The 23250-nt window shown below is 53.7% G+C and carries 24 protein-coding genes and 1 tRNA gene; 10 read left to right on the forward strand and 15 right to left on the reverse strand.

The genetic code is table 11. The features are described from left to right. Window positions 1–19 precede the first annotated feature (19 nt). Window positions 20–289, reverse strand: coding sequence for an AtpZ/AtpI family protein (locus tag PG062_RS06670; protein WP_270751680.1), 270 nt, complete (start codon window positions 287–289; stop codon window positions 20–22). Between the two features lie 939 nt (window positions 290–1228). On the opposite strand from PG062_RS06670, the gene PG062_RS06675 reads away from it, so the two are divergent. After that, window positions 1229–2629: an MATE family efflux transporter gene (locus PG062_RS06675; RefSeq protein ID WP_270751681.1), complete on the forward strand. Its 1401-nt coding sequence runs from the start codon at window positions 1229–1231 to the stop codon at window positions 2627–2629. Next, window positions 2629–3207, forward strand: coding sequence for a cytidylate kinase-like family protein (locus PG062_RS06680; protein ID WP_270751682.1), 579 nt, complete (start codon window positions 2629–2631; stop codon window positions 3205–3207). Before PG062_RS06675 ends, PG062_RS06680 begins: the two co-directional genes overlap by 1 nt. A 109-nt stretch (window positions 3208–3316) precedes the next feature. Here the strand turns inward: PG062_RS06680 and PG062_RS06685 are convergent, their stop codons facing one another. Beyond that, window positions 3317–3568: a DUF6061 family protein gene (locus PG062_RS06685; protein ID WP_270751683.1), complete on the reverse strand. Its 252-nt coding sequence runs from the start codon at window positions 3566–3568 to the stop codon at window positions 3317–3319. Between the two features lie 135 nt (window positions 3569–3703). On the opposite strand from PG062_RS06685, the gene PG062_RS06690 reads away from it, so the two are divergent. Continuing rightward, window positions 3704–3931 (forward strand): hypothetical protein, encoded by a 228-nt coding sequence (locus PG062_RS06690; RefSeq protein WP_270751684.1) that lies wholly within the window; start codon window positions 3704–3706, stop codon window positions 3929–3931. Between the two features lie 107 nt (window positions 3932–4038). Here PG062_RS06690 and PG062_RS06695 read toward each other — a convergent pair. From PG062_RS06695 to PG062_RS06705, 3 genes are all read right to left on the reverse strand, one after another. Continuing rightward, window positions 4039–4125 (reverse strand) — tRNA-Leu (locus PG062_RS06695). Window positions 4126–4319: 194 nt separating this feature from the next. Beyond that, on the reverse strand, window positions 4320–4802 hold the full coding sequence (locus PG062_RS06700) for a gamma-glutamylcyclotransferase family protein (protein WP_113999474.1): 483 nt from the start codon (window positions 4800–4802) through the stop codon (window positions 4320–4322). Between the two features lie 282 nt (window positions 4803–5084). Continuing rightward, window positions 5085–5708 (reverse strand): glycerol-3-phosphate acyltransferase, encoded by a 624-nt coding sequence (locus PG062_RS06705; protein ID WP_270751685.1) that lies wholly within the window; start codon window positions 5706–5708, stop codon window positions 5085–5087. 92 nt (window positions 5709–5800) lie between these two features. On the opposite strand from PG062_RS06705, the gene PG062_RS06710 reads away from it, so the two are divergent. Continuing rightward, window positions 5801–6376 carry a uracil-DNA glycosylase gene (locus tag PG062_RS06710; RefSeq protein WP_113999473.1) on the forward strand — a complete coding sequence of 192 codons (576 nt, stop codon included), beginning with the start codon at window positions 5801–5803 and terminating at the stop codon, window positions 6374–6376. Window positions 6377–6401: 25 nt separating this feature from the next. Next, the gene (locus PG062_RS06715; protein WP_270751686.1) at window positions 6402–8795 is read left to right on the forward strand and encodes an ATP-dependent DNA helicase; all 2394 of its coding nucleotides are present in this window, start codon (window positions 6402–6404) and stop codon (window positions 8793–8795) included. A 101-nt stretch (window positions 8796–8896) separates the two neighbouring features. Here PG062_RS06715 and PG062_RS06720 read toward each other — a convergent pair whose 3' ends face one another. From PG062_RS06720 to PG062_RS06740, 5 genes are all read right to left on the reverse strand, one after another. Then, on the reverse strand, window positions 8897–9247 hold the full coding sequence (locus PG062_RS06720; protein ID WP_270751687.1) for an arsenate reductase family protein: 351 nt from the start codon (window positions 9245–9247) through the stop codon (window positions 8897–8899). A gap of 16 nt (window positions 9248–9263) precedes the next feature. Beyond that, window positions 9264–10268: an alpha/beta hydrolase gene (locus tag PG062_RS06725; RefSeq protein WP_113999470.1), complete on the reverse strand. Its 1005-nt coding sequence runs from the start codon at window positions 10266–10268 to the stop codon at window positions 9264–9266. 115 nt (window positions 10269–10383) lie between these two features. Then, the gene (locus PG062_RS06730; protein ID WP_270751688.1) at window positions 10384–11172 is read right to left on the reverse strand and encodes a YoaK family protein; all 789 of its coding nucleotides are present in this window, start codon (window positions 11170–11172) and stop codon (window positions 10384–10386) included. 123 nt (window positions 11173–11295) lie between these two features. Beyond that, window positions 11296–11808, reverse strand: a complete 513-nt coding sequence (locus PG062_RS06735; protein ID WP_270751689.1) for a cob(I)yrinic acid a,c-diamide adenosyltransferase — start codon at window positions 11806–11808, stop codon at window positions 11296–11298. After that, window positions 11805–12416, reverse strand: coding sequence for a histidine phosphatase family protein (locus tag PG062_RS06740; RefSeq protein ID WP_113999467.1), 612 nt, complete (start codon window positions 12414–12416; stop codon window positions 11805–11807). The genes PG062_RS06735 and PG062_RS06740 overlap by 4 nt, the downstream gene beginning before the upstream one ends. A 235-nt stretch (window positions 12417–12651) precedes the next feature. On the opposite strand from PG062_RS06740, the gene PG062_RS06745 reads away from it, so the two are divergent. Next, window positions 12652–13347, forward strand: coding sequence for a DUF421 domain-containing protein (locus PG062_RS06745; RefSeq protein WP_270751691.1), 696 nt, complete (start codon window positions 12652–12654; stop codon window positions 13345–13347). 242 nt (window positions 13348–13589) lie between these two features. Here the strand turns inward: PG062_RS06745 and PG062_RS06750 are convergent, their stop codons facing one another. Together PG062_RS06750 and PG062_RS06755 are read right to left on the reverse strand one after the other, a co-directional pair. Further along, entirely contained in the window at window positions 13590–14126 is a 537-nt protein-coding gene (locus tag PG062_RS06750; protein WP_113999465.1) for an NADH peroxidase, read from the reverse strand. 163 nt (window positions 14127–14289) lie between these two features. Further along, window positions 14290–14829 carry a Gx transporter family protein gene (locus PG062_RS06755; protein WP_270751692.1) on the reverse strand — a complete coding sequence of 180 codons (540 nt, stop codon included), beginning with the start codon at window positions 14827–14829 and terminating at the stop codon, window positions 14290–14292. A 268-nt stretch (window positions 14830–15097) separates the two neighbouring features. Here PG062_RS06755 and PG062_RS06760 point away from each other — a divergent pair, with 268 nt between their 5' ends. The 4 genes from PG062_RS06760 (at window position 15098) to PG062_RS06775 (ending at window position 19164) form a co-directional block, all read left to right on the forward strand. Further along, entirely contained in the window at window positions 15098–15661 is a 564-nt protein-coding gene (locus PG062_RS06760; RefSeq protein WP_113999464.1) for a DUF4358 domain-containing protein, read from the forward strand. 103 nt (window positions 15662–15764) lie between these two features. Beyond that, window positions 15765–17162 carry an MBOAT family O-acyltransferase gene (locus PG062_RS06765; RefSeq protein ID WP_270751693.1) on the forward strand — a complete coding sequence of 466 codons (1398 nt, stop codon included), beginning with the start codon at window positions 15765–15767 and terminating at the stop codon, window positions 17160–17162. Between the two features lie 16 nt (window positions 17163–17178). Further along, window positions 17179–18360 carry a DHHW family protein gene (locus PG062_RS06770; protein WP_270751694.1) on the forward strand — a complete coding sequence of 394 codons (1182 nt, stop codon included), beginning with the start codon at window positions 17179–17181 and terminating at the stop codon, window positions 18358–18360. A gap of 150 nt (window positions 18361–18510) precedes the next feature. After that, window positions 18511–19164 (forward strand): cupin domain-containing protein, encoded by a 654-nt coding sequence (locus PG062_RS06775; RefSeq protein ID WP_270751695.1) that lies wholly within the window; start codon window positions 18511–18513, stop codon window positions 19162–19164. A gap of 538 nt (window positions 19165–19702) precedes the next feature. Here the strand turns inward: PG062_RS06775 and clpX are convergent. The 3 genes from clpX to tig all read right to left on the reverse strand — a co-directional run bounded on the left by clpX (window position 19703) and on the right by tig (window position 23127). Further along, window positions 19703–21040 carry an ATP-dependent Clp protease ATP-binding subunit ClpX gene (gene clpX, locus PG062_RS06780; protein WP_270751696.1) on the reverse strand — a complete coding sequence of 446 codons (1338 nt, stop codon included), beginning with the start codon at window positions 21038–21040 and terminating at the stop codon, window positions 19703–19705. Window positions 21041–21058: 18 nt separating this feature from the next. After that, window positions 21059–21658 (reverse strand): ATP-dependent Clp protease proteolytic subunit, encoded by a 600-nt coding sequence (locus tag PG062_RS06785; protein ID WP_114000642.1) that lies wholly within the window; start codon window positions 21656–21658, stop codon window positions 21059–21061. A 158-nt stretch (window positions 21659–21816) separates the two neighbouring features. Next, window positions 21817–23127: a trigger factor gene (gene tig, locus PG062_RS06790; RefSeq protein ID WP_270751697.1), complete on the reverse strand. Its 1311-nt coding sequence runs from the start codon at window positions 23125–23127 to the stop codon at window positions 21817–21819. Window positions 23128–23250: the final 123 nt, after the last annotated feature.

Consider the following 23250-nt stretch of genomic DNA (forward strand, 5'->3'; position numbering starts at 1 on the left):
CAGGCTCCTTCCATAACAATTAGTGTTGATTGAACGAGATAGGCGGCGGCTCCTGCTTTTTTTTCGGGGCCCTGCCCTGCCGCTCAATTGCCTTTAATGAACTGCGCAGGCTGCCGATGGCAGCCACCATGCCGAGCACGAACCCAACCAAGATGACCCAGCCGCCAAGACCGAATTGTTTGCGTAGCCAGACAGCCCCCAAAAGAAACAGCACCGGCGGAAGCACAACCGATAAACCAAACTGTGTCAGCCAGACAAGGTGCCGTGCGGCATCATAAAGATCCTTCATATGATTTACTGTTCCCATTCTTTCGCTTTGTATCCGCGATGGTTCTAGTATAAACTCTTTCTACAACAATTTCAACATAAATTTTGCATGTTTTTATATAAATTTTGTAGTCAAATAAGCAAAAAACAGACAATGTTTTTCAAAATTGCAGGTTCCCCCTATGATGGAAGCAAAAAAGCTCTGCCAACAGCAAAGCTTAAAATGTGTATAATAAAAGCGCAATCGAACAAATCCGATATTTTGACCAATTAGAACGGCTATCTTTATCCAATCGGGCATTAAGTGGCTCGACCGGGATTTTCCCCAAGGCAAGAAGGCGTGTCAGACATGCACCGCCCAGAGAACAGCCATCCGGACTCATTGCTTCTCTTTGAAATTCCGTTGCTTTTTCGACATGATCGCACCTCTTTGATGCGTGCCAAATCGGCTTCCGCCTGCTGTGCCGGGGCACCGGGCGCAGAGCACCTTCTTTTACCGTGGGGATATAGCTGTGGTCGTGGGAATCCGTAAAATAAGGGCGAAGGGTATCGTGATTTTCGCCGGTTTTCCGCAAAAGCTCTGCAGACCAACGGTTTCGATTTCATGAACCCCAAGTTTCCCATAAACCACGAGCATTCCTGCTTGATACTGTGCCATATTGCTCCTCTTTCATCCAGATGGAACAGCCTGTACAAAACAGTCTTTCCAGCGTACTTTTGCGCTCCACCTTATTGTGCCACGGCTGGGTGACTGGCTTCCAAGGGCATCTTCCACGAAGTTTTCCTCGTGCAATCTGCGCAGAATGCCCAGTACAATTCTTGTGCAAAACTGCCTTTGCAAATTCCAGACAGGCAGGCTATAATAATTTCGTACAACGAGTAGCACTCATGCGTAAAACCGGTTGCATGAGGGTTGCCCGTTGTTTTTTTGTCCTCAAAATGGAAAGGTAAGGTGAATCCCATGGAAAGTTCCAATCAATTTCTCGGCACGGAACGCATCGGCAAGCTGATGCAAAAGTATGCAATCCCGTGCATTATTTCACTGCTGATCGGCGCACTGTATAACATCGTGGATCAGATCTTTATTGCAAACGCCAGCTATCTGGGCTCCTACGGCAACGCCGCCAACACCGTCGTGTTCCCCCTGACGGTGGTAGCGCTGGCCATTGCCGTGATGATCGGTGACGGCTGCTGCGCCTTCGTCAGCATCAGCCTTGGGCAGAACGAGGTTCCCAAGGCAAAGCGGAGCGTCGGCAATGCGGTGGTGATGTGTCTGGTCAGCAGCATTGTGCTGGCCGCGCTCTATCTGATTTTTGCGGACACCATTCTTGCCATGTTCGGCGGAACGGTGAACGTCGAGACCTACCACCACTCCCAGGAGTATTTCTTTTATATCACGCTGGGTGTGCCGTTTTATATGTTTGGGCAGGCCATGAATCCCATCATCCGTGCCGACGGCAATCCTCGGTTTGCCATGGTGTCCACCCTTGCGGGTGCGGCGCTGAACATCATTCTGGACCCCATCTTCATTTTCGGCTTCCGCTGGGGCATGATGGGCGCAGCGGTGGCTACCGTCATCGGTCAGCTGGTCACGGCAGCGCTGGCAGTGTGGTATCTGCTGCACATGAAGATCATTCGCCCTGAAAAGGGTGACTACCGGCTGAAGGGCTCCATCTGCGGCCGTACCCTGACCCTTGGCATGACCAGCTTTCTGTCTCAGATCAGTCTTGTGGCGGCTATGGCAGCCATCAACAACATGATCCGCAAATACGGCGCACTGGATGCCGTGTTCGGGCAGGAGCAGTACGCCCAGATCCCTATGGCGGTGGTGGGCATCGTGATGAAGTTCTTCCAGATCGTCATCTCCATCGTGGTGGGCATGGCGGCTGGCTGCATCCCCGTGGTGGGCTTCAACATGGGCGCCAAAAAGCCCACCCGTGTGAAGGAGCTGTTCACGAAACTGCTGCTGGCAGAAGCCACCGTGGGTGCCGTTGCACTGGTGCTGGTGGAGCTGCTTCCCCGGCAGCTGATTGCCCTGTTCGGTGCCGCCAACGAGAGCGTTTTCTACACCGATTTTGCCGTGAAGTCCTTCCGCATCTACCTGTGCATGATCATTCTGGCCTGTGTCAACAAGGCGTGCTTCATCTTTTTGCAGGCCATGGGCAAGGCGGCGGAATCCACCGCCCTGTCCATGGTGCGTGAGGTGGTGTTCGGCGTGGGCTTTGCCCTGCTGCTGCCCCGGTTCTTCGGGCTGGACGGCGTGCTGTACTCCATGCCCATGTCGGATATCCTCACCTTCCTGATTGCAGGCTATCTGATCTGCAAGACCTACCGTGAATTGAGCACGAAAGGAGAAGTCTAATGGAAAAACGCATCATCACCATCAGCCGCGAGTTTGGCAGCGGCGGCAGAACCATCGGCAAACTGGTGGCAGAGCATCTGGGCATCCGGTGCTACGACGCCGAACTGATCCAGAAACTGGCTGCCGAAAGCGGCTTTGACGAAAACTACGTCAAGGAGGCCGGAGAGTACACTCCCAGCGGCTTCCTCGCCTCTGCCTTCACTGACCGCAGCTTCGGTCCCACTAACGAGGACCTGCTCTGGAAGCTGCAATACCGGATCGTCCGGGAGCTGGCAGAAAAAGAGCCCTGCGTCATCGTAGGACGCTGCGCCGATTTTATCCTGCAGGACCGCACCGACTGCCTGAAGGTCTTTGTCCACGCGGACATGAAGTTCCGGGCTGACCGCATCGTGCGGGTCTATGGGGAACGGGAGAAATCGCCCGAAGCCCGTCTGAAGGAGAAGGATAAGCGCCGCGCTGCTTATTACCGCTTTTATACCGATATGAAGTGGGGCGATGCCGCCAACTATCATGTCGCGCTGGACAGCGGGGTAATTGGAATTGAAAAATGTGCCAAAGTCATTGAAAGCCTGGCATAAGCTGTAAATTCCGACACCGTCCCTGAGACAATAGAGCAAAACACCGCCCACCTGAGTTCCGTTACGCAGATGGGCGGTGTTTTTTGTTAATGGCAGTTCTATGGGAAGATCAATCTTCTAACCCATGGCTCCCGGCCACATTTTTCAAGTATTCCTCTGGATTACCATTCAGAATCAAATCTGCATAGCCCAGTGGGTCATTGCAGATAAGGTAGCACAACTCTGACCGGTGTGCCATGGTCACATCCAGTTCATCCTCGACCACAGTGCAGTCACTGAAGACTTTTCTCCCATTCCGGAGCAGCAATTTCACGCACCCAGTGTCCATGTTAAAATGGCAGGCTCTTTCATCGTACTTCATGTTCGTGGCCTTTCTACCTTACGGCACCTATACAGTTGTGACGTTACCACGAATAAACCGTGTTCCTTGCACAGCCGGTCGCTGGTGCGCCGGATATAGGCATACGACCCAGCCGCCGGGACGTTTGCAAACTGGTTGATACAGACCCAGCGGCGGCAGATACAGCGCGCCTTGACCAACGGCCATGAACGCAACGTGACCGGCGAGGACGGCAGGCAGCACAAGGCCAGCGCCGACCCGCTGAACCACTGCACAAGCCTTGATCTGCCCCTTGATGTGGAGGACAGCGGCAGTACAACCATGGGCGAACAGCAGGAAGACCCGGCACCGGCTTTGCCGCCTGGAAGCACGGCGGCAGTGTAGAAGAATGCCTAATTGAGTATCTGGACGCGAAAGGCGCGTACCTGTACGGGGGTGCGGTACAGCAAAAAGAAAGCACCTAAAAACTTACGTTTCTAGGTGCTTTTCTTTGGTGCGGATGAAGGGATTTGAACCCACACTCTTTTAAGGGAACTAGAACCTGAATCTAGCGCGTCTGCCAGTTCCGCCACATCCGCTTATTTTGTTTGGCCGCCTCACCGGCGACGAGTATTATTATAACCAGCAGTACCACTTTTGTCAACAGATATTTTCATATTTTTTTTAATTTTTTCAAATTTGTTTCGCAAAGCAAGAAACAAAACGGTAGAACGTCGCTTCCCGCTTGCCTATCTTTTGCTTTTGCCTTTTCTTTCACACAAAAGTGTTTCCTTTACTTCGTGTGCGGCTCCGGGCTGCTGTCAATCAGAGCTTGGCGCAGCGGAAGGAAGCTGAAATGAAAGTCATCATACCCGCTCTTGCACTCCTGCAGATAACGGCGGGAAGGAACACCCAAGGGGTGGCTGGCGGGCAGGGTGTAAAGGATTGCTTCAATATTATGCAGAACTTCCCGTCGCGTAGTGACGTCCCAGACACACTGTACCTGCATTGTCTGCTTCTGGTAGAAATAAGGAACCCCCGCATAGACATCCAGAGCCTGCTCGTCTTTATCAGAAATCTCATAAACCCCGCAGCCCACCATAGACGGGCACCAGGGCTGCTGAAAATCCGTGGTCAAAAAGCAGCCGTTCTTGGAACCACGGAAGACTAGGCGCACACCGAATAAATATGTATACCCGACCACACGGGCATTGGGGCAACGCTGGCGCATCTGCACCAGGTTGAGGTTGGGACCGTAAGCCAAGTAATACTTCATTTTCAGTTTGCCTCCATTTTACAATTCCGTAATAATTATATTGTAATTCTGATATGTCGATAACGCAAGGCACCAAGTTACACAAACTTATTACCTTGGGATTGTTGGGGTTTCTGTTGTTCTGCTGTTTTTATGGGAAATTACGGTATAAATAGTTTGGATTGTGAGATTTCACCTCAAAATCGGACGGCAACGGCATGACTGGATGGTTCTAAGATCATATCGTTTTTTCATGTGTTTACAGCTTTTCAGGCTGGTGAAAATATGCTATGATAAAGTTGTTCATTTTGGATTGCGGCGTTGGAAAAATCGGGGCTCTGTCCCCTGCCGAATCCGCAGCAGGCCGTGGTAGTGGCGGCTGAACATAATGATGGCCAGGGCCAAAGTTAGAATGCCGCTTTCTGGGCCATAGGAAAGCCACGCGGGCAGGATGGCCAGCGCTGGGATCACCACAGCCCCCAACGGCAGGTAGCCGAGCCACAGGACCAGTGCCCCGCCAGCGATGCAGCAAAGCGTGCCCCAAAACGGAAGATACAAAACGAGCCAAACGCAGGTTACCGCAACCCCCTTGCCGCCGCGGAACCCTGCCCATGCGGGATAGTTATGGCCCAGCACTGCGCCAAGCCCGGCATATAAAATCGACGCCTGCCCGATCAGTGGTGCCGTAGCATAATACGCCGCACCGCAGGCAGCAACCGTTTTTAACGTATCACCTGCCAAGGTTAGCAGCCCGGCCCCCTTGCCCAGTTGGGCCATGATATTAGCCATGCCGGGGTTGCCGGTGCCAAGCTGCCGCGCGCTTTTGCCGGAAACAACGCGGGCGACAACTTCTGCCGTAAGAAAACTGCCGAACAGATAACCCAGCAGGATACAGGCCAGCCGGGCGGCCAAGGCGTCTGGATGCATAAATGATAGCTCCTTTTTACCACTGTTTGGGCAGCGGTTGTCTTTTATTATATTATAGTCCCCTGTGCAAGGGGGCAATACGAGGGATATTCATGAATTTTGATGAGCTGAAACAGCAATGCCTGGCGTGCCAGCGCTGCGGATTGTGTGAGACCCGCACCCATGTGGTGTTTGGGCAGGGTGTGCCGGACGCCGAGGTTCTTTTTGTGGGCGAAGGCCCCGGCGCCAACGAGGACGCACAAGGCCTGCCGTTTGTGGGCCGCAGCGGCCAGCTGCTGGACCATTACCTGGAAGCGATTGACCTTGACCGCAGCAAAAATATTTATATTGCCAATATTGTTAAGTGCCGCCCGCCAGAAAACCGCGACCCTGCCCCGGAAGAATCCGCCGCCTGCCTCCCGTGGCTGCGCATGCAGTTCCGGCTGCTGCGCCCAAAAATTGTGGTGTGCTTGGGCCGCATTGCCGCCCAGCAGATGATTGGAAAAGACTTTTCCGTCACGCGGGACCACGGTAAGTTTTTTGATAAGCAGGGCACATTGTTTATGGCAACTCTGCACCCGGCAGCGCTGCTGCGCAACCCAAAAAGCAAAATATCCGCGTTTGAAGATTTTGTAGCCCTGCGCGAGAAAATTGAGCAGGTGTGTGACCATACCTATAACCGCAGCTGACTGCCCCTGACAGGAGGACGAGCCCTTGCAGGAACCTGTATCCCCAATACAAATCACGCTGCCGGTGCGCCAGCTGGTGGAATTCTTGCGCCGGGCTGGCAGCATTGACAACCGCTTTACCGGCTTTGACCGCGCCAATGAGGGCGCACGCATCCACCGCAAATTGCAGCGCGCCGCTGTAAAAGAACATGCCGATTACGCCGCGGAGGTATTTCTTCGCGGTATTTTTGCGTATGAAGAAATTGAATTTACGCTGGAAGGCCGCGCCGATGGCATTTTTACCGCAGCGGACGGTGTTACCGTGGTGGATGAGATCAAGACCACCGCATGCCCGGCGGCAGATATTACCCCGGATTTTGCACCGGAGCACTGGGCACAGGCTATTGTGTATGCAGCAATTTATGCGGCACAGCATGAGTTGGAAGAGATGCGGGTTCAGCTGACCTATTTCCAGGTAGATGAAGAGCTGATTCTGCGGTTTGAGCGGCATTACACCGCGCAGCAGCTGCAGGAGGAGGTGGAAGCCCTGCTGGCGGAATATGCCCCCTGGGCGCGGCGGGCGGTTGAGTGGAAAAAGGCCCGGAACTCGGATTTGCAGGCCATGCAGTTCCCTTTCCCTGCGTATCGCCCCGGGCAGCGCGCGATGGCGGGCGAGGTATACAAAGTGTGCCGGGACGGCGGCCGGCTTTTGTGCCAGGCACCAACCGGGATTGGTAAATCCATGAGCGTGCTGTTCCCTGCCCTGAAATCTATGGGCAATGAGAGTGTGGGACCGATTTTTTATTTAACGGCCCGCGGCACAACCCGTACGGCAGCGGAAAACGCACTGGCTATCCTGCGCGATACCGAGCCGGAACTGCACCTGCGCAGTGTAACGCTGACAGCGAAAGACAAGATCTGCCTGTGTGAGACGCGGGAGTGTACCCCGGAAGCCTGCCCCTATGCCAACGGGTATTATGCCCGCATCAAAGGCGCTCTCTGGGATGTGCTGGATGTCCCCTGCCTGACGGCGGAAACCTTGCAGGAATATGCAGAACGCCACACGGTATGCCCCTTTGAGCTGGGGCTGGACAGCAGCCTGTGGAGCGATGTGATTATTGGGGATTACAATTATCTGTTTGATCCGGTTGTACATCTGGCGCGATTTTTTGAATCTGCCGGGGATTATATCTTCCTGGTGGACGAAGCGCACAACCTGCCGGGGCGTGCGCGGGAAATGCACAGTGCTGCCCTGACCAAAACCAGCTTTTATGAAGCGAAGAAGCTGTTGGGCAAAGGCAAAAGCAGCCTGAAAAACGCTCTGACCAAAGTAAATGATGTATTTATTGAATGGCGCCACCGTGCCGAGGAAGAAACTGCCGCCAGAGATGGACGGTTTGGCAAAACATTCTTTCTAAAAGAGCGCAGCGAGGAGTTTGATCACCTGCTGAACCGCCTGTGTGAACCGTTGGAAGCATGGCTGGACGACCACCGAGAACCGGATGAAACCCACACGGCACTGCTGCAGTTGTATTTTGATGTGCGGGCCTGGCTGCGCGTAGCGGATACCTTTGACGATCATTTTGTGCTGCAAATCACGGCATCCGGCAGCGAGGTGCGTGCAGCGCAGCTCTGCCTTGACCCCAGCGCCTTTTTGGCGGATAGTTTTGCCCTGGGGCGCGCCGCGGTGCTGTTCAGTGCAACGCTGGCCCCGGCCAGTTATTATAAGGACCTGTGCGGCGTGCCGGAAGCACGGGCCGTTGCCCTGCGCAGCCCCTTCCCCGCGGGCAATCAGGGACTGTTCTGCATCGGCAATGTCAGCACCCGGTATAAGGACAGGGATGCAAGCCTTGCCATTGTGGAGGAAAGCCTGGCGACGATGGTGCGGGCGCACTGCGGGAATTATCTGGCGTTTTTCCCCAGTTATGCGTATATGGAGCAGGCTTATGCACAGTTCAAGGAACACTGCCCGGAAATCAACTGCATCAAGCAGGAAAACGCGATGGATGAACAGCAGAAAGCGGCCTTTTTGGCCCAGTTTGTGCCGGGCCCCAGCCAAACCCTGCTTGGCTTTGCCGTGATGGGCGGCGTATTTGGGGAGGGCGTTGACCTGACCGGCGACCGGCTGATTGGTGTAGGCATCGTGGGCCCAGGGCTGCCGCAGGTTGGACCCCGGCAGGAGCAGCTGCGGGACTATTTTGAGCAGACACGCGGTTCCGGCTTTGACTACGCCTACCGTTACCCCGGCATGAACAAGGTGCTGCAAGCCGCCGGGCGTGTGATCCGCACCCCGCGGGACAAAGGCGTGGTGCTGCTGATCGATAGCCGCTTTGCCATGCCGGACTACCGCCGCCTGATGCCCCCGCATTGGAGCCACCTGAAAATGATTTATGATACAGAAGAGCTGGAACGGGAACTCTGGCGGTTTTGGGAAGAATAAAAACAAAACAGCACCGCAATCTTTGCCGTGCACATCGTCTTACTTGACTGTGTGTGCAACAAACTGCGGTGCTGTTTTTGCTTTGCTATTTAGAAGGTGGATTATTTCAGGGTGCTGGCCCACTCGTCAGGCTTGAATCCGACAAGGACAAAATCATCCCCGACCACCAAAGGCCGCTTGACAAGCATGCCATCTGTGGCAAGCAGGTGCAACTGCTCATCCTCGGTCATGGTGGGCAGTTTGTCTTTCAGGGCAAGCGATTTATATTTCAGGCCGCTTGTATTAAAAAAGCGGCGCAGGGGCAGCCCGCTGCGAGCGTGCCATTCTTTCAGCTCTTCATAGGTGGGGGGCTGCTCCAGAATATGGCGGTCGGTGTAAGCAACGCCGTTTTCATCCAGCCAGCATTTGGCCTTTTGGCAGGTAGAGCATTTGGGATATTCAATAAGCAGCATGATAAGCTCCTTTGGATTATTCAACCGGGATTTTGGCTAGCTGGGCATCCAGTTGATTCAATGCGCTTTCCGGCAATGCCGCCTGCAGGAAGCCGGAAATTTCGCGCAGGCTGATTCCCTGGGAAAGTGGGTTAGACACAATGGCCTGCCACATATCCCCCAGCACAGCCTGCAGCAGAGCGCTGGCCTGCGGGTTCTTCATCAACCTGCGCACCGGCATATTCAGGCTGAGCGGCCCGGCGGCAAGCTGGGCCGCAAGCTCGGTATCCGGTGCGGTAACGCCCAGGCAGCCCCACAGCTTTTGCAAAAAGTCAACGCTCATCGGCAGCCATTGGGCGGTTGCCGGGTTGACACGGGAAGCTTCCGGCCCGGAGGTACAGGCAGTGGCAAGGGAAATGCCGTGTGCCCCGGTCGGGAAGATGTGCAGCGCAAACGGGATGCTGTGGTCAGCCAAAGCATCTGCAAAAACAAGGCTGTTCTTAACAGGAACCAGCGCGTCCCCCTGGGTAGCAAACAGGAATGTGGGCGGGGTGTCATCATCAACCAGCGCGTGCAGGTCGGGCTCCTGGCGGCCAGCGACGGTCCACATTGCGCCCAGCGTTGCGGCATAGCCCAACACAAGGGCGTTGGGGCGCTGTGCCTTGGGCAGCAGTGTGCCCAGCGAAGCAACCAAATGCCCACCGGCAGAAAAGCCAACGGCGGCGATCTGCTGCGGGTCAATTTCCAGCTCCGCGGCGTTGGCGCGCAGGTAATCCATTGCGGCGGCACCATCCTGTAATGCTTTGTCAATCGGGGTAGTTGCATCTGCCGTATAGCGCAGAACAAACGCATTGAACCCCTGTGCCATATAAGCCAGGGCAACCGGTTCGCCCTCACGGTCAGAGCAATACTGGTAGCCGCCGCCGGGCACGACCAGCATAGCCGGGCGGATGGCGGCATTTGGCATTTTGGGGCTTTGGTCCTGCAGATAGCAGGTCAGAACAGCCTGGTTAGGAGCAAGTGTAACGGTGATGATTTTCACGGAAATCCCTCGCTTTCGCGCACATATTTAACATTTGACTGTATTGTAGCATTTGTGCCGGAAAACGACAAGCGAGATTGCGAAAGTTTTGTTCAAATTTTATATATTGTCCATATCACTTGTGATTTAAGGGGTGCAGTTCTTCCTGCTGCTCCTGCAAGGTTTTGCCGATGGTGTGCTCCATGGCTTTTACATCCTGGTGCAAAGCGGCAGCTTCCCGCTGCAGTTCAGGGTTCTCTTCAATGTCTTCACGGATAAACATGAAGCTAAGGCTGACCAGCAACGAAGCACAGCAGAACCAGATCACACGGTTGCCAAAGTGGATGGTCAGCAGACTGCCGGCAGCGGCCCCCACAGCAAACAGTGCAATTACAGCAAAATACTGCATGGCGCGGCGCAATACAGCGCGGTCTTTTGTGTGCAGGCCGGTGTACAGGTACTGCATGCCGCTGCGCATGTTGCCAATGCACATGGTGCTGGCATATGCATTGCCGTGCACCTTGCGGAAAGATTGTACCTGCATGGCGCAGACAAAGCTGACCAGCATATTGGCCAGCCAGTCCAGATTGTTGGGGATAAAGCCAACAACAAACAACAGTGCAATCTCAATCAGCAAAATCAGCTGGCGCCAGTGGAATCTCTCCATCAGGTGGTAGCGGTTGCGGATGCCCTCGGCAAAATAGACACCGGCGGCAAAGGCCAGCAGCGGCAAAAGATACCGCAGCGCTTTGGCAAAATCACCCTCGCAAAAATTGGTGGCCATCAGCACGATATTGCCGGTTTGAGCGTTGGCAAAAACCTTGCCGCGGCCCATGTAGGTGTAAGCGTCCTGAAATCCGCCGGACAGGGTTAGAAATACTGTTGTACGGAATGCATCGGACATTTGGCGGCTATGTGTAGCCATGATGATACCCCTCCCCGCCTGCTGTTTGGGCAGGCTGTTTTTCTCTTTTTCTGGTTGTCCTAAATACTTTTAATTTCTTATTGCCTGGTGCGCTTCCCTGTATGGAACTGCGCTGCGGCAAACTTAAAATTCAACGCCTTTTCTTGCCGGAATGCCTTTTTCGTATGGGTGGCGGCGGCAGCACATTTCAGTAATGTAATCTGCGGCATCCAGCATCCAGGGGGCCGGGTCGCGGCCGGTCATTGCCAGTTCCTGCTCGGCAGGCTTGTGCAGTACGGCGTTTTGCAGCAACTCTCGGTCCACCAAGTTCAGATTCCAGGCGGCGCAGGCTTCGTCCAGAATCAAAAGGTCCGCCGGTTCGGCAAGCGCCCGGCGCAGGTTTTCAGTTTGCAGGGCACGGGTGGCGGCCTTTTCCTCCTCATTCATCTGGAATACAAACTTCTGCCCGGCTTTGCCGCGGTAGAAGGTAGCGCCAAGGGTTTGCAGCGGTTCCAGTTCCCCGGTTGCACCGCCTTTCAAAAATTGCACGATCACCACGCGCCGCCCGCAGCCCAGCGCCCGCACAGCCAGGCCCATGGCAGCTGTGGTTTTGCCCTTGCCGTCACCGTGGTATAAATGAATCAAACCATTGCTCATAAGGCTGCCTCGCTTTGTGTGGCTTTGGTATACTGCACGGTTTCCAACAGCTGCAAGGTGTGGTCTGTTTGCCAGTTGGCGGCATCCAGGCGGTAGCCGCCCGCGTTGGGACCGCACCAGTCGTGATAATCCCGCCGCGGCAGACCGTAACGGGACATAACCGCCATCTGGATGCCGCCGTGCGCTACAATCACCAGCTGCTGTTTGTGCTGTGCAAGGCTTTCTTCCACCAGTTTGGCAAAGGCGGCACAGCTGCGGTTACAAAAATCCTGAATGCGCTCCCCATCCGGGCGGGCAGCAGTCTTGTTGGCTTCCAGCCAGGCAAGGTAGTCGGGGTCGTGCTCAATGTGGATATAATGCCGCCCCTCAAAACTGCCAAAGCACATTTCCCGCAAGTCCTGTACAATGATCTGCGGGCAGCCGGGGAAAAAGATTTCCGCCGTCTGCCGTGCGCGGATGAGCGGGCTGACATAGGCAACATCCGGCATAAACCCTGCCGGGCGCAGCTGGGCGCGGCCCGCGGCGGAAAGCGGGATATCCTGTTGACCCTGGTACCGGTGTTGGGCGTTATATTCTGTCTGCCCATGCCGCAAAAGGTAAATCTGCATGATTTCACATCCTGATATCAATTCTTTATCAAGCTGGCAGTTGCTGCCAATCCCTGCCCGGCTCCGGCGCAGCGGGCCCAAAGCCGCCGGAAGTCGAAGTATACAGGAACAATTTTATTATAACATTTTCCCCTTCCTGTGCAAGCCCCGTTGGTACATTGTGCGTATAATGCACCGCTGGTGGGGCCACAATAAGGTTACCATGCGGGTTGCATGGCAAATGATAAGGGAGCGGATGGGAAAGATGCAGGCAGTGCAGGAAATTATCAATGTGTTTGTTGCCAGTGTGGTTTCGCTGGCGGTACTGTTTATTTTAACGCGGCTGGGCGGCAAACGGCAGATTGCCCAGATGAACTTGTTTGATTATGTCAACAGCATTACCATTGGTTCCATTGCGGCAGAGATGGCCACCAACCTGGAACAATGGTACCGCCCGCTTACCGCCATGATCGTGTATGGTATCGCAGCTTTTGCGGTGCATTACGGCACCTGCAAAAACCGGAACGTCCGCCTTTGGTTGAGCGGACAGGCCATTCCACTGATGGAGAACGGAACGATTTATAAAGCGGAGCTGGACCGCGCCAAAATAGACCTGAATGAATTTTTAGCACAAGCCAGAGTAGCCGGATATTTTGATTTGAATGAAGTGCAGTGTGCCATGCTGGAAACCAGCGGCCAGATCAGCTTTTTACCCAAAAGTTTCAACCGCCCGGTCACTCCGCAGGACCTTGCCATCCAGACAGATCCGGCCAGCAAGTGGTATGACCTGGTGTTGGATGGCAAGCTGATTGAAGAAAACTTGCACACCAGCGGAAAGGACCGCACCTGGTTGAACACCCAGCTTTCCCGCACGGGCATCGGCCAGTTGAGCGAAACGTTTTATGCTGCCTGTGATAATCAGGACAACTTTTTTGCCTGCCGCGGAGAATAAATACAGGGCAACACCGCACAATTCCCGCCTTGCGGCTTAAGCACCGCTCCGGCAGCTGCGGCACGGCATCTGCGTTGCCAAAATGCTCGATAAGAAATCCAGTATTATCTGCGCTTTTGGCTTGGCATCTGCCGCACCTCGCTCGCCGTATCGGCACTTAGAATTATGCGGTATTGCCACAGAAAAATGACAGCAAAAAGGGGCCGGTGTTACCCGACCCCCCTTGCGGTTTAGGAATTCAATTATTTGAAGTAACGGTCCAGCAGACCCTGCATGCCGCGGCCATGGCGGGCTTCGTCCTTTGCCATTTCATGCACGGTGTCATGGATGGCATCCAGATTCAGAGCCTTTGCCTTCTTGGCCAGCTCCATCTTGCCTGCGCAGGCACCAGACTCGGCATCCACACGCATCTGCAGGTTCTTTTTGGTGCTGTCGGTCAGGACTTCGCCCAGCAGTTCTGCGAACTTGGAAGCATGCTCAGCTTCCTCAAAAGCGTAACGCTTCCAAGCTTCGGCGATTTCCGGGTAGCCTTCACGGTCGGCAACGCGGCTCATGGCCAGGTACATGCCAACTTCGCTGCACTCGCCGTTAAAGTTCTCGCGCAGGCCCTGGATGATATCTTCCGGAGCGTCCTTGGCGATACCGACAACATGCTCGGTCACATAGGAATTATCGGTCTTTTCGATGAACTTGGAAGCGGGAGCCTTGCAGACGGGGCAGAAATCGGGGATGGAGCCCTCAGCAATGTAGCCGCAGACAGTGCAAACATACTTTTTCATAAGAAATACCTCCGAATCAAAATAATGGTTTGTTCTTGGTTTTTAGTTTTATGAGCCGCACAAGACGTTCAAATTTTTGAACTCGTTCCCTGTGCTATGGTTATATTATAGCCGCAGAAATGTGAAATGTCAACACTTTTTTAAAAATTTTTAAGACGCTATCTTAAAATGTAATTTTGCTTTTCGCTTTGCTCTTCGGCGGAATAATTCTCTTGACAGCGGGAAAAATCAGGCGCGATACCATATAGGTGCAGGAACCAACGATAAGACCCGCTATCAGCAGCATCGGCGCATAAGTGATTGCCATTTTGTCTGAAAGCAGCGCTGCAGCCCCCAGCAGCTGGCCGCAGTTGTGCGCCAGTGCCCCGCTGACCGAAAAAATGTAGCCTGTGATGGTGAATGGCAATGCCAGAAGCAGACAGAACACAGCCAGGGAAAGCGCGCCCCCGCACAGCGAAAGAAACCCGGCTGTAACGCCGCGGGTAAGCAACGCAAACAACGCCTTGAGCAGCACAAGATAAAGCGCCGAACGGCGGTTCAAAAACAAAACGGCGTACATGACAACAATATTGGAAAGCCCCAGCTTCATGGCGGGCATCAGGCCAAAAAACGGGGTAAGCATGGATTCCAAAAAAGAGAGCGCCATGGAAAGGGCAAACAGCATGCCAAGCAGGGCGGTTTGTCTGGCTTTGTAGTTCTGCAAGGGGGATTCCTCCATTACTTTATAAGTTATATGGATTCTGTATTTCAAAGTGTAAGGTGGCGGGCGGAGTTTGTCAAGCGCCGGTATTTTTGCGCAAAATTGTGGATGTGAAAGTGTGTGAGATTTACCCTGCGGGACTTGAAAAACAGGTGTAAATCGTGTATCCTATATAAGTACATTATTCTGGTGTACTATAGTAGGTGATCTAAATTCCCAGAGGGCCAAAGAGATAAATTTGAACCCCGAACCAACAAAGGAGAACTATATTATGAAAAAATTGATTTCTGCCTTGGCGGCAGCCGTTTTGTTTGCCACCCTGCTGGCTGGCTGCGGCAGCGGCGCTTCTTCCTCTGCCAGTGCTTCTTCGGAAGCTGCCAGCAGCACGGCTTCTGAGGCAGCCAGCACCGATGCTTCCTCCACCGAGGAAGCCACTGCCAGCGTGGATTTGGGCGCCATCGTGACCGCCATTGAGGCTGTGAACGAAGTGCCCAATGCCCGTGCCATCGATGACTTCTCCATGGAGAACGAGATGAACCTGACCCCGGATAACATTGTTGCTTTCCAGGGCGATGTGACCAACGACCAGGCAGACTGTGCTCTGGTATTCGCCGCCCAAGTCAAAGATGGCACCGCTGACGCCGTGAAAGCTGAACTGGAAGCCTATAAGGAATCAATGAGCAGCACGCTGTATGCTGACTTTGCTGATAAAGTTGCCAAGGCACAGGATGCACGCATTGTGGTAAAAGGCAATGTTGTGGTCATGGTCATTGCTGGTGTGAATGGCCCGGATTATTCCGCAATCGACACCGCCATTGACGGGGCACTTGCCTGATAGCACAACCCGATACCAAACAGGCCGCGCCTCAACAGGCTGCGGCCTTGTTTTTTGGTGGGCTGTTCCCCATACTCCCTGAACCAAGAGAGGAGGAACCGCTGTGAATTTTAACAGCGTTGTCTTTTTATTCTATTTTATGCCGCTGGCGCTGGGGCTGTATTACCTTGTGCCGGGCAGGGTCAAAAATGCGGTGCTGCTGGTGGAAAGCCTGCTGTTTTTCTGCTGGGGCGGTATTACATGGCTGCCGCTGGCCGTGGGCATGGTTGCCATCAACTATGCGGCGGGGCTTCTGCTTGCCAGCCTGCCCGCCGGGGGCAAGCGAAAAATCGTGCTGATTGCTGCCATTGTGCTGACGGCAGCGGCGCTGGTCTACTGCAAATACACGAACTTTTTGCTGGACACGCTCAACGTTATCGCTTCCACCGGGTTTGCCAAGCTGAGTTTTTTGGATGTTTTACCACTGGGCATCAGCTATTATACGTTTAAGCTCATCAGTTATACTGCGGATGTGTATACCGGCAAGGTAAAAGCGGAACGCAGCCCGGTGGTCTTTGCGGTATATGTTCTGATGTACCCGCAGCTGATCGTTGGCCCGATCGTGAAATACCGGGATATGGCGGATGTCCTACACCAAACACAGGGACGCTGCACCCTGCAAAAAGCGCAGGATGGTGCTGAAATGTTTGTGTTCGGCCTTGCCAAAAAGGTGATTTTGGCGGATTCCATTGCGGCGCTCTGGCAGGATATCATCGGAACGGGCGGCATTGGGCTGGCGAACGCTTCCCTGCCGCTGGCATGGCTGGGCATTATTGCGTACTCTTTGCAGCTGTACTTTGACTTTGCGGGTTACTCGGAGATGAGCAACGGCCTGAGCCTGATGATGGGCTTTGAATGCCCGGCGAACTTTAACCTGCCGTACATTTCAGGCAGTATTACCGAATTCTGGCGGCGGTGGCACATCAGCCTTTCCGGCTGGTTCCGGGATTACATTTATATCCCGCTGGGCGGCAACCGCTGCAGTGCCGGGCGCCAGATGCTGAACATGCTGGCCGTCTGGGCGCTGACCGGCATCTGGCATGGTGCGAACTGGAACTTTATCTGCTGGGGCCTTTACTATTTCGTGCTGCTTGTCATCGAAAAGAACTTTTTGATGAAGTACCTGAAAAAAGGCAAGGTCTGGCCGCACATTTACACATTGTTCCTGGTGGTACTGGGCTGGGGGCTGTTCACCTGCAACGCCCCCGGTGCACCGCTGGGGCTGCTGCTCAGCCGGTTGTTCATCCCGCAGGGCGGCGTTTCGGCGCTGTATTTCCTGCGCAATTATGCGGTGCTGCTGGTTGTGTGCTGCGTTTGCTCCACCCAACTGCCGGGGCGGTTCTGGCAGTGGTGCAAAGGCAAAGCCCCGCTACGGGCAGCGCTTTGCGGCGTCTGCTTTGTTCTGTGCACGGCGTATGTGGTAGCAGCAACGGGTTCCACCGCACTGTATGCAAACTTTTAAGGGGAGGGATGGCTTTATGGAAAAATATGTTCACCGCAGATCCGACCGTCATCTGCCGCCAGCTTCCCTGATTGTTTTTGCCGCCTTGCTGTGCGGGTTTGCACTGGTCAACCTGTTCTGGCCCAAGCGCGAGAACTCGGAGCTGGAAAACCGCAAACTGGCGCAAATGCCAGTGTTCAGCGTAAAAACTTTGCTGAACGGCAAATGGCAGGATGATTTTTCCACCTATCTGCAGGACCAGGTTGCCCTGCGCGATGGGTGGATCAACCTGGAAAGCGCCGTCAATGCCCTCGCGTTTGGCAAAACGGAGGAAAGCGGCATCCTAAACGGCAAAGATGGCTGGATGTTCACCAAGCTGTTTACCGTCAGTACGGATACTGAGAAGCAGCTGGGGAAAAATATCAGTGCCGTCACAAACTTTGCCCAGCGCTACCCCGGCCGGGTCACTTTTTTGCTGGCACCTTCGGCCAGCGATATCTACCCGGAAATGCTGCCGGCTAATGCCCCCATGGTGGACGAAGATGCCATGCTGGATGACATTTTTGCCCAAGTGCAGGCCAGCGGGGCGGATGTGATCGATATGCGCGACGATTACCGCGCCAATAAGGATCAGCATCTGTACTTTAAGACCGACCACCACTGGACACCGGATGGTGCTTACCGCGCTTACCAGCAGTTCTGCACGCTGAAAAATCTGACGCCGTTTGACTGCAATGTCTATACCAAAATTACCGTCCCCGATTTTTACGGCACGCATTATTCTGCTACGCGGCGCTGGAATGCACAGGCGGACAGTTTCAGCTATTATGATCTGCCCAACCAGATGACGGTTTATAAAGTAAACGGCGAAGCAGATTATGAACCGGTGAAAACCGAGGGCCTGATGAACCTTGCCAAGCTGGATACTCGTGACAAGTATGGAGCTTTTTTGGATGGCAACAACGGTTATTCGGTGATTGAGGGCAACGGGACGGGCAGCATCCTGGTGGTAAAGGACAGCTATGCCAACAGCTTTATCCCCTACCTGACGGCGAATTATGCAAAAATTGGCGTGGTGGATTTCCGCGGGCTGGCCTATGGGTTAGATTCCACGATTGAAAAAGAGGGCTATGACCAAATCTTGATCCTGTATAACTTCCAGACTTTTATTTCTGACAACAAAGTGATTTATCTGGACCGCCCCACAACGCTGAAGTAAAAACGCCGCAGCCCGCCTGCATTTTGCAGGGCATCCAGCTTGTGCCGGGGAAATGTGATTTTGCGGGAACCTGCAGGAATCCATTTTGAACAGGCGGCCAATAGAAATGCCGATGCTTTAGCCTACGAATCTCACTGTGAGGTATACCGCATGGAACACCAACCTTTTACCATTGCGCAAATGCGCCCCATCCGTGATTGTATGACAGTCTCCCGCCCGGCAAACCTTGGCAAAGAGGTGCCGGTCACCTGGTTTTCCCTTGGGGCGGGTACTACCATTACGCCGGAAAGCTATGACTGTACGACCCTGTATGTGGGTGCTATGGGCAACGGCCGCTTTATCTTAGGCGAAGATGGCCGGGCAGTTCCCTTTGCGGGGGATGATCTTCTGGCTGTTCCGCCCAAAACACTGTGTGGAACCAGCACGGATATCGGTATGATCTATACTGAAATTATTTTGAAAAAGGAGAATACTATCATGAACAACATCATCAAAGCTGGCCAGCCCACAGCCCTGAAAGACCTGATTTCTTACGAAGAGGGCAGCATTGCCAATGTTGACCTTATCCACGCAGACAACATGAAGTTTGTGCTGATGGCATTCGATGCGGGCACCAGCCTGCCCCCACACCGCGCCCCCGGCAACGCCATCCTGACCGCACTGGAAGGCAAAGCAATCATTGACTATGAGGGTCAGGATTACGAGCTGAACGCAGGCGAAAGTTTCCGCTTTGACAAAAACGGCCTGCACAGCGTTACCCCGCAAGGCAAGTTCAAAATGAGCCTGCTGCTTGTGATTGAGTAAAATCAAACCATAAATCGCATTCCCCCGATGCAGAAGATAACCCTTTTGCATCGGGGGAATTTTTATTGGGAAAGCAGCGTGGAATAGTACGGTTCAGCCCTTTAGCCTAAAGGTGTTGTTTAGCGCCTTAAAGTGCCTGAATAAGATAAAGCAATAACAGGTGTACCGTGTAGGTTTTGACAATTCCGGCTTTATTTCTTATAACAAAGCTGCTTCTGTTAGTTCCTTAAAACTCTTGCGCGTGGTAACATTGTGCGGATTGAAATGGTATAGGAGAGTGCTCCCCTGCCGGATGCCATTGATAGCGGCTGCCAGCGGACGGAGGGTGCGCCAAATGAGGAAACGCAGCATGTTTTTTGAAAACACCCTATTTATGCGACCTTGACACCGCTCGCTATAAAGGAAGGCTGCAGAGCCGCAACCCCGGAATGACCGGCATCAGCTTACACATTGATCAACATACAAAACAATAAAACCCCTGCCGCCGTAGAACAATTACATTCTACAGCGGCAGGGGCTGCTGCTTTGATTGGGCTATTTACTGCATGATTGCCTTATTTTTATAGCGCTTGCGCACGGCACCATATTCCAGGTGCGGCTGGCCGCCATTCACTGTGTCCGCATCAATGGTAACACGGGTAATAGTGGGGTCAGACGGAATTTCGTACATGATGGGGATCAGGATATCCTCCACCACGCTCCGCAGGCCGCGGGCACCGCTCTTGCGTGCAATGGTCTTTTGGGCGATAGCACGCAGGGCAGCATCCGTAAAGGACAGTTCAGCGCTGTCCATAGCCAGCAACTCTTTGTACTGGCGCACAATGCTGTTTTTCGGCTCGGTCAGAACACGGATCAAAGATTCCTCGTCCAGCGGGTCCAGCACCGTCACAACCGGCAGACGACCGATCAGCTCCGGAATCAGGCCAAACTTGACCAGATCGTCCGGTTCCACTTTGCGCAGCAGCTTTTGACGGGTTTCCTCGCTGTCCAGGTTGGTGCGCAGCTGGCTACCAAAGCCGAGGGTGCTCTTGTCGGTACGGGTCTGGATCAGCTTTTCCAGGCCGTCAAAGGCACCGCCGCAGATGAACAGGATGTTCTTGGTGTTGATCTGGATGAATTCCTGCTGCGGATGTTTGCGGCCGCCGTTGGGCGGCACATTGCTGACAGTGCCTTCCAGAATTTTCAGCAATGCCTGCTGCACGCCCTCTCCGCCAACATCGCGGGTGATGGATGGGTTCTCGCTCTTGCGGGTGATCTTATCAATCTCGTCCACATAGATAATACCAACTTCGGCTTTGGGAATATCAAAGTCCGCAGCCTGAATCAGCTTGAGCAGAATGTTCTCAACGTCCTCGCCAACGTAACCGGCTTCGGTCAGGGTGGTGGCGTCCGCAATCGCAAACGGAACGTTCAGCATTTTGGCAAGCGTCTGGGCCAGCAGGGTTTTGCCGGTACCGGACGGGCCAAGCATCAGTACGTTGGACTTTTGCAGCTCTACATGGCTTTCCTGCCCGGAAAGAATGCGCTTATAGTGATTGTAGACAGAAACTGCCAGCACGCGCTTGGCATCGTCCTGACCAATGACATACTGGTCAAGGCCAGCTTTGATCTCAGCAGGCGTCATAATGTTGACATCCGCCAATGGGTCAACGCCGGAATGCCCGCGAGAAGCCGCAGCACGGCGTTCCGGCGTTGCGCGCGGCGGTTCGGGTGCGTTGCCATCCTTATACAGGGCACTGTAGCACATATCAATGCAATCTTTGCAGATGTTTACGCCGGGGCCGATGATAAGCTGATCCACCTGGCTTTGGGAACGGCCGCAAAAGCTGCAAATCATTTCACGTTTTCCGTCCTTGCCGGAAATCGAATTTGCCATTTCCTAATTCCCCCGGTTTTAGTGTTTTACAATGATCTCATCGATCAGGCCATAGGCCTTGGCTTCCTCTGCGGTCAGGTAGTTATCGCGGTCAGTATCTTTCTCCACAACCTCAAGAGGCTGGCCGGTATACTCGCTGAGCATGCGGTTCATCTTTTTCTTGATCTGCACAAGGTGGTTGGCATGGATCTGGATGTCGCTTGCCTGGCCGGAAAGGCCACCGCCCTGGCCGCCGGAAATCAGCGGCTGATGGATCAGGATCTCAGAATTCGGCAGGGCAAAACGCTTACCCTTGGTGCCGCTGGCCAGCAAAAATGCACCCATGGAAGCAGCCATGCCCACGCAGATGGTGGAAACATCGCACTTGATATACTTCATGGTATCGTGGATGGCCATACCGTCGGTAATGGAACCGCCAGGGCTGTTGATATAGAAGCTGATATCTTTTTCGGGGTCCTGCCCTTCCAGATACAACAGCTGTGCAATGATCACGCTCGCGGAATTGGGGTTGACATCCTCGCTCAGAACGATAATACGGTCGTTCAACAGGCGGGAGAAAATATCATAGCTGCGCTCACCGCGCGCAGTCTGCTCAACAACATAAGGTACCAGGCTCATTCGGTTCCCTCCTTAAAACAATGGTAATGGTTCCGGGCTGTAACAGCCCGGAGAGCGGAGAACAAATCTCCATGATTCGATAAGAGCCGATACAACGGCAAAGCACGCTGTATCGGCTTTTATACAATCTTGCTATCGGGCAAAGCCAGGGCTATGGATTAGTCCTGCTTTTCCTCTTCTTTGGGCTCAGCGGTCACAACGTTAGCCTTTTCCTTAACAAAGTCGATTGCCTTATTGATTGCCAGGTCAGCCTTAACAGCAGCGGCGTCCACAATGCTCTTAACCTTGTCGGCTTCCATCTTGTAAGCGTCAGCAATGCGCTTAACTTCTTCCTCGAACTCCTCGTCAGAAGCGGTGATGCCTTCCTTGGCAACGATAGCTTCCATTGCCAGGCGCATCTTGACCTGCTTGTCAGCCTGCTCCTTGAACTGTGCACGGAACTGCTCGATGTTCATGCCCATATACTTCAGGTAGTCAGCCAGCTTCAGGCCCTGCTGAGAAATGCGGTACTCGAAGTCCTGAACCAGCTCGTCGATGCGGCTGTCAACCATGGCGTCAGGAATATCAGCCTTCATGTTGGTGATAACCTGATCCATCAGATCGTTCTCGACCTTCTGCTCAGCCTGCTTGTCCAGGTTGGTCTTGATGTTGTTGCGGATGGAATCCTTCAGCTCATCCAGGGTGTCGTACTCGCTGACGTCCTTTGCAAAGTCGTCATCCAGAGCAGGCAGCTCCTTGTACTTGACTTCATGCAGCTTGATCTTGAAGGTTGCATCCTTGCCAGCCAGCTCGGCAGCGCCGTATTCCTCGGGGAACTTGACATTGACGTCGAACTCTTCGCCAGCGGAGTGGCCAACAACCTGATCCTCGAAACCGGGGATGAAGGAGCCGGAGCCCAGAACCAGAGAGTAATGCTCTGCCTTGCCGCCCTCAAAAGCCTTGCCATCAACAAAGCCCTCAAAGTCGATATCAACGGTATCACCGTTCTCAGCAGCGCCCTCACGGGTCAGCAGACGGCCGTTGCGATCCTGCATGCGCTTCACTTCGGCGTCAACATCTGCCTCGTTGACATTCTTGGCTTCTTTGGTCACAGTTAAACCGGCATACTCGCCCAGTTCAACTTCGGGCTTGACAGCAACCTTGACCTTCAGCACAACGCCGTCAGCCTCAGACATGGAAACGACCTCGGGATCGGGGCGGCCGACAACATCGATCTTTGCTTCCTTCACAGCGGCCTCATAAGCCTCCGGGAACAGATCATTGACAGCGTCATAATGGAAAATGTCAGAACCGTACATCTTCTCGATCATATGACGGGGAGCCTTGCCCTTGCGGAAGCCGGGAATGGCATATTTTTTGCCTTCGCGCTTGAACGCATTGTTCACAGCGGCCTTGAAGGTCTCAGCGTCGATAGAGAACTGCAATTCTACCATGCTCTTTTCGAGCTTTTCACAGGAAATCAGATTCATTTGAAAATCCTCCAAACATAGAAATACAATGTATTATATCATGTACCGGCAAAGAATACCAGCCCATTTTGAAATAAAATTCCCCTTACAGGCAAAAAAATTGAAAAAAGCTGCAAACAAATG

Origin of the sequence: Gemmiger qucibialis (genome assembly GCF_027689445.1) — a bacterium.
Classification (GTDB): Bacteria; Bacillota; Clostridia; order Oscillospirales; family Ruminococcaceae; genus Gemmiger; species Gemmiger qucibialis.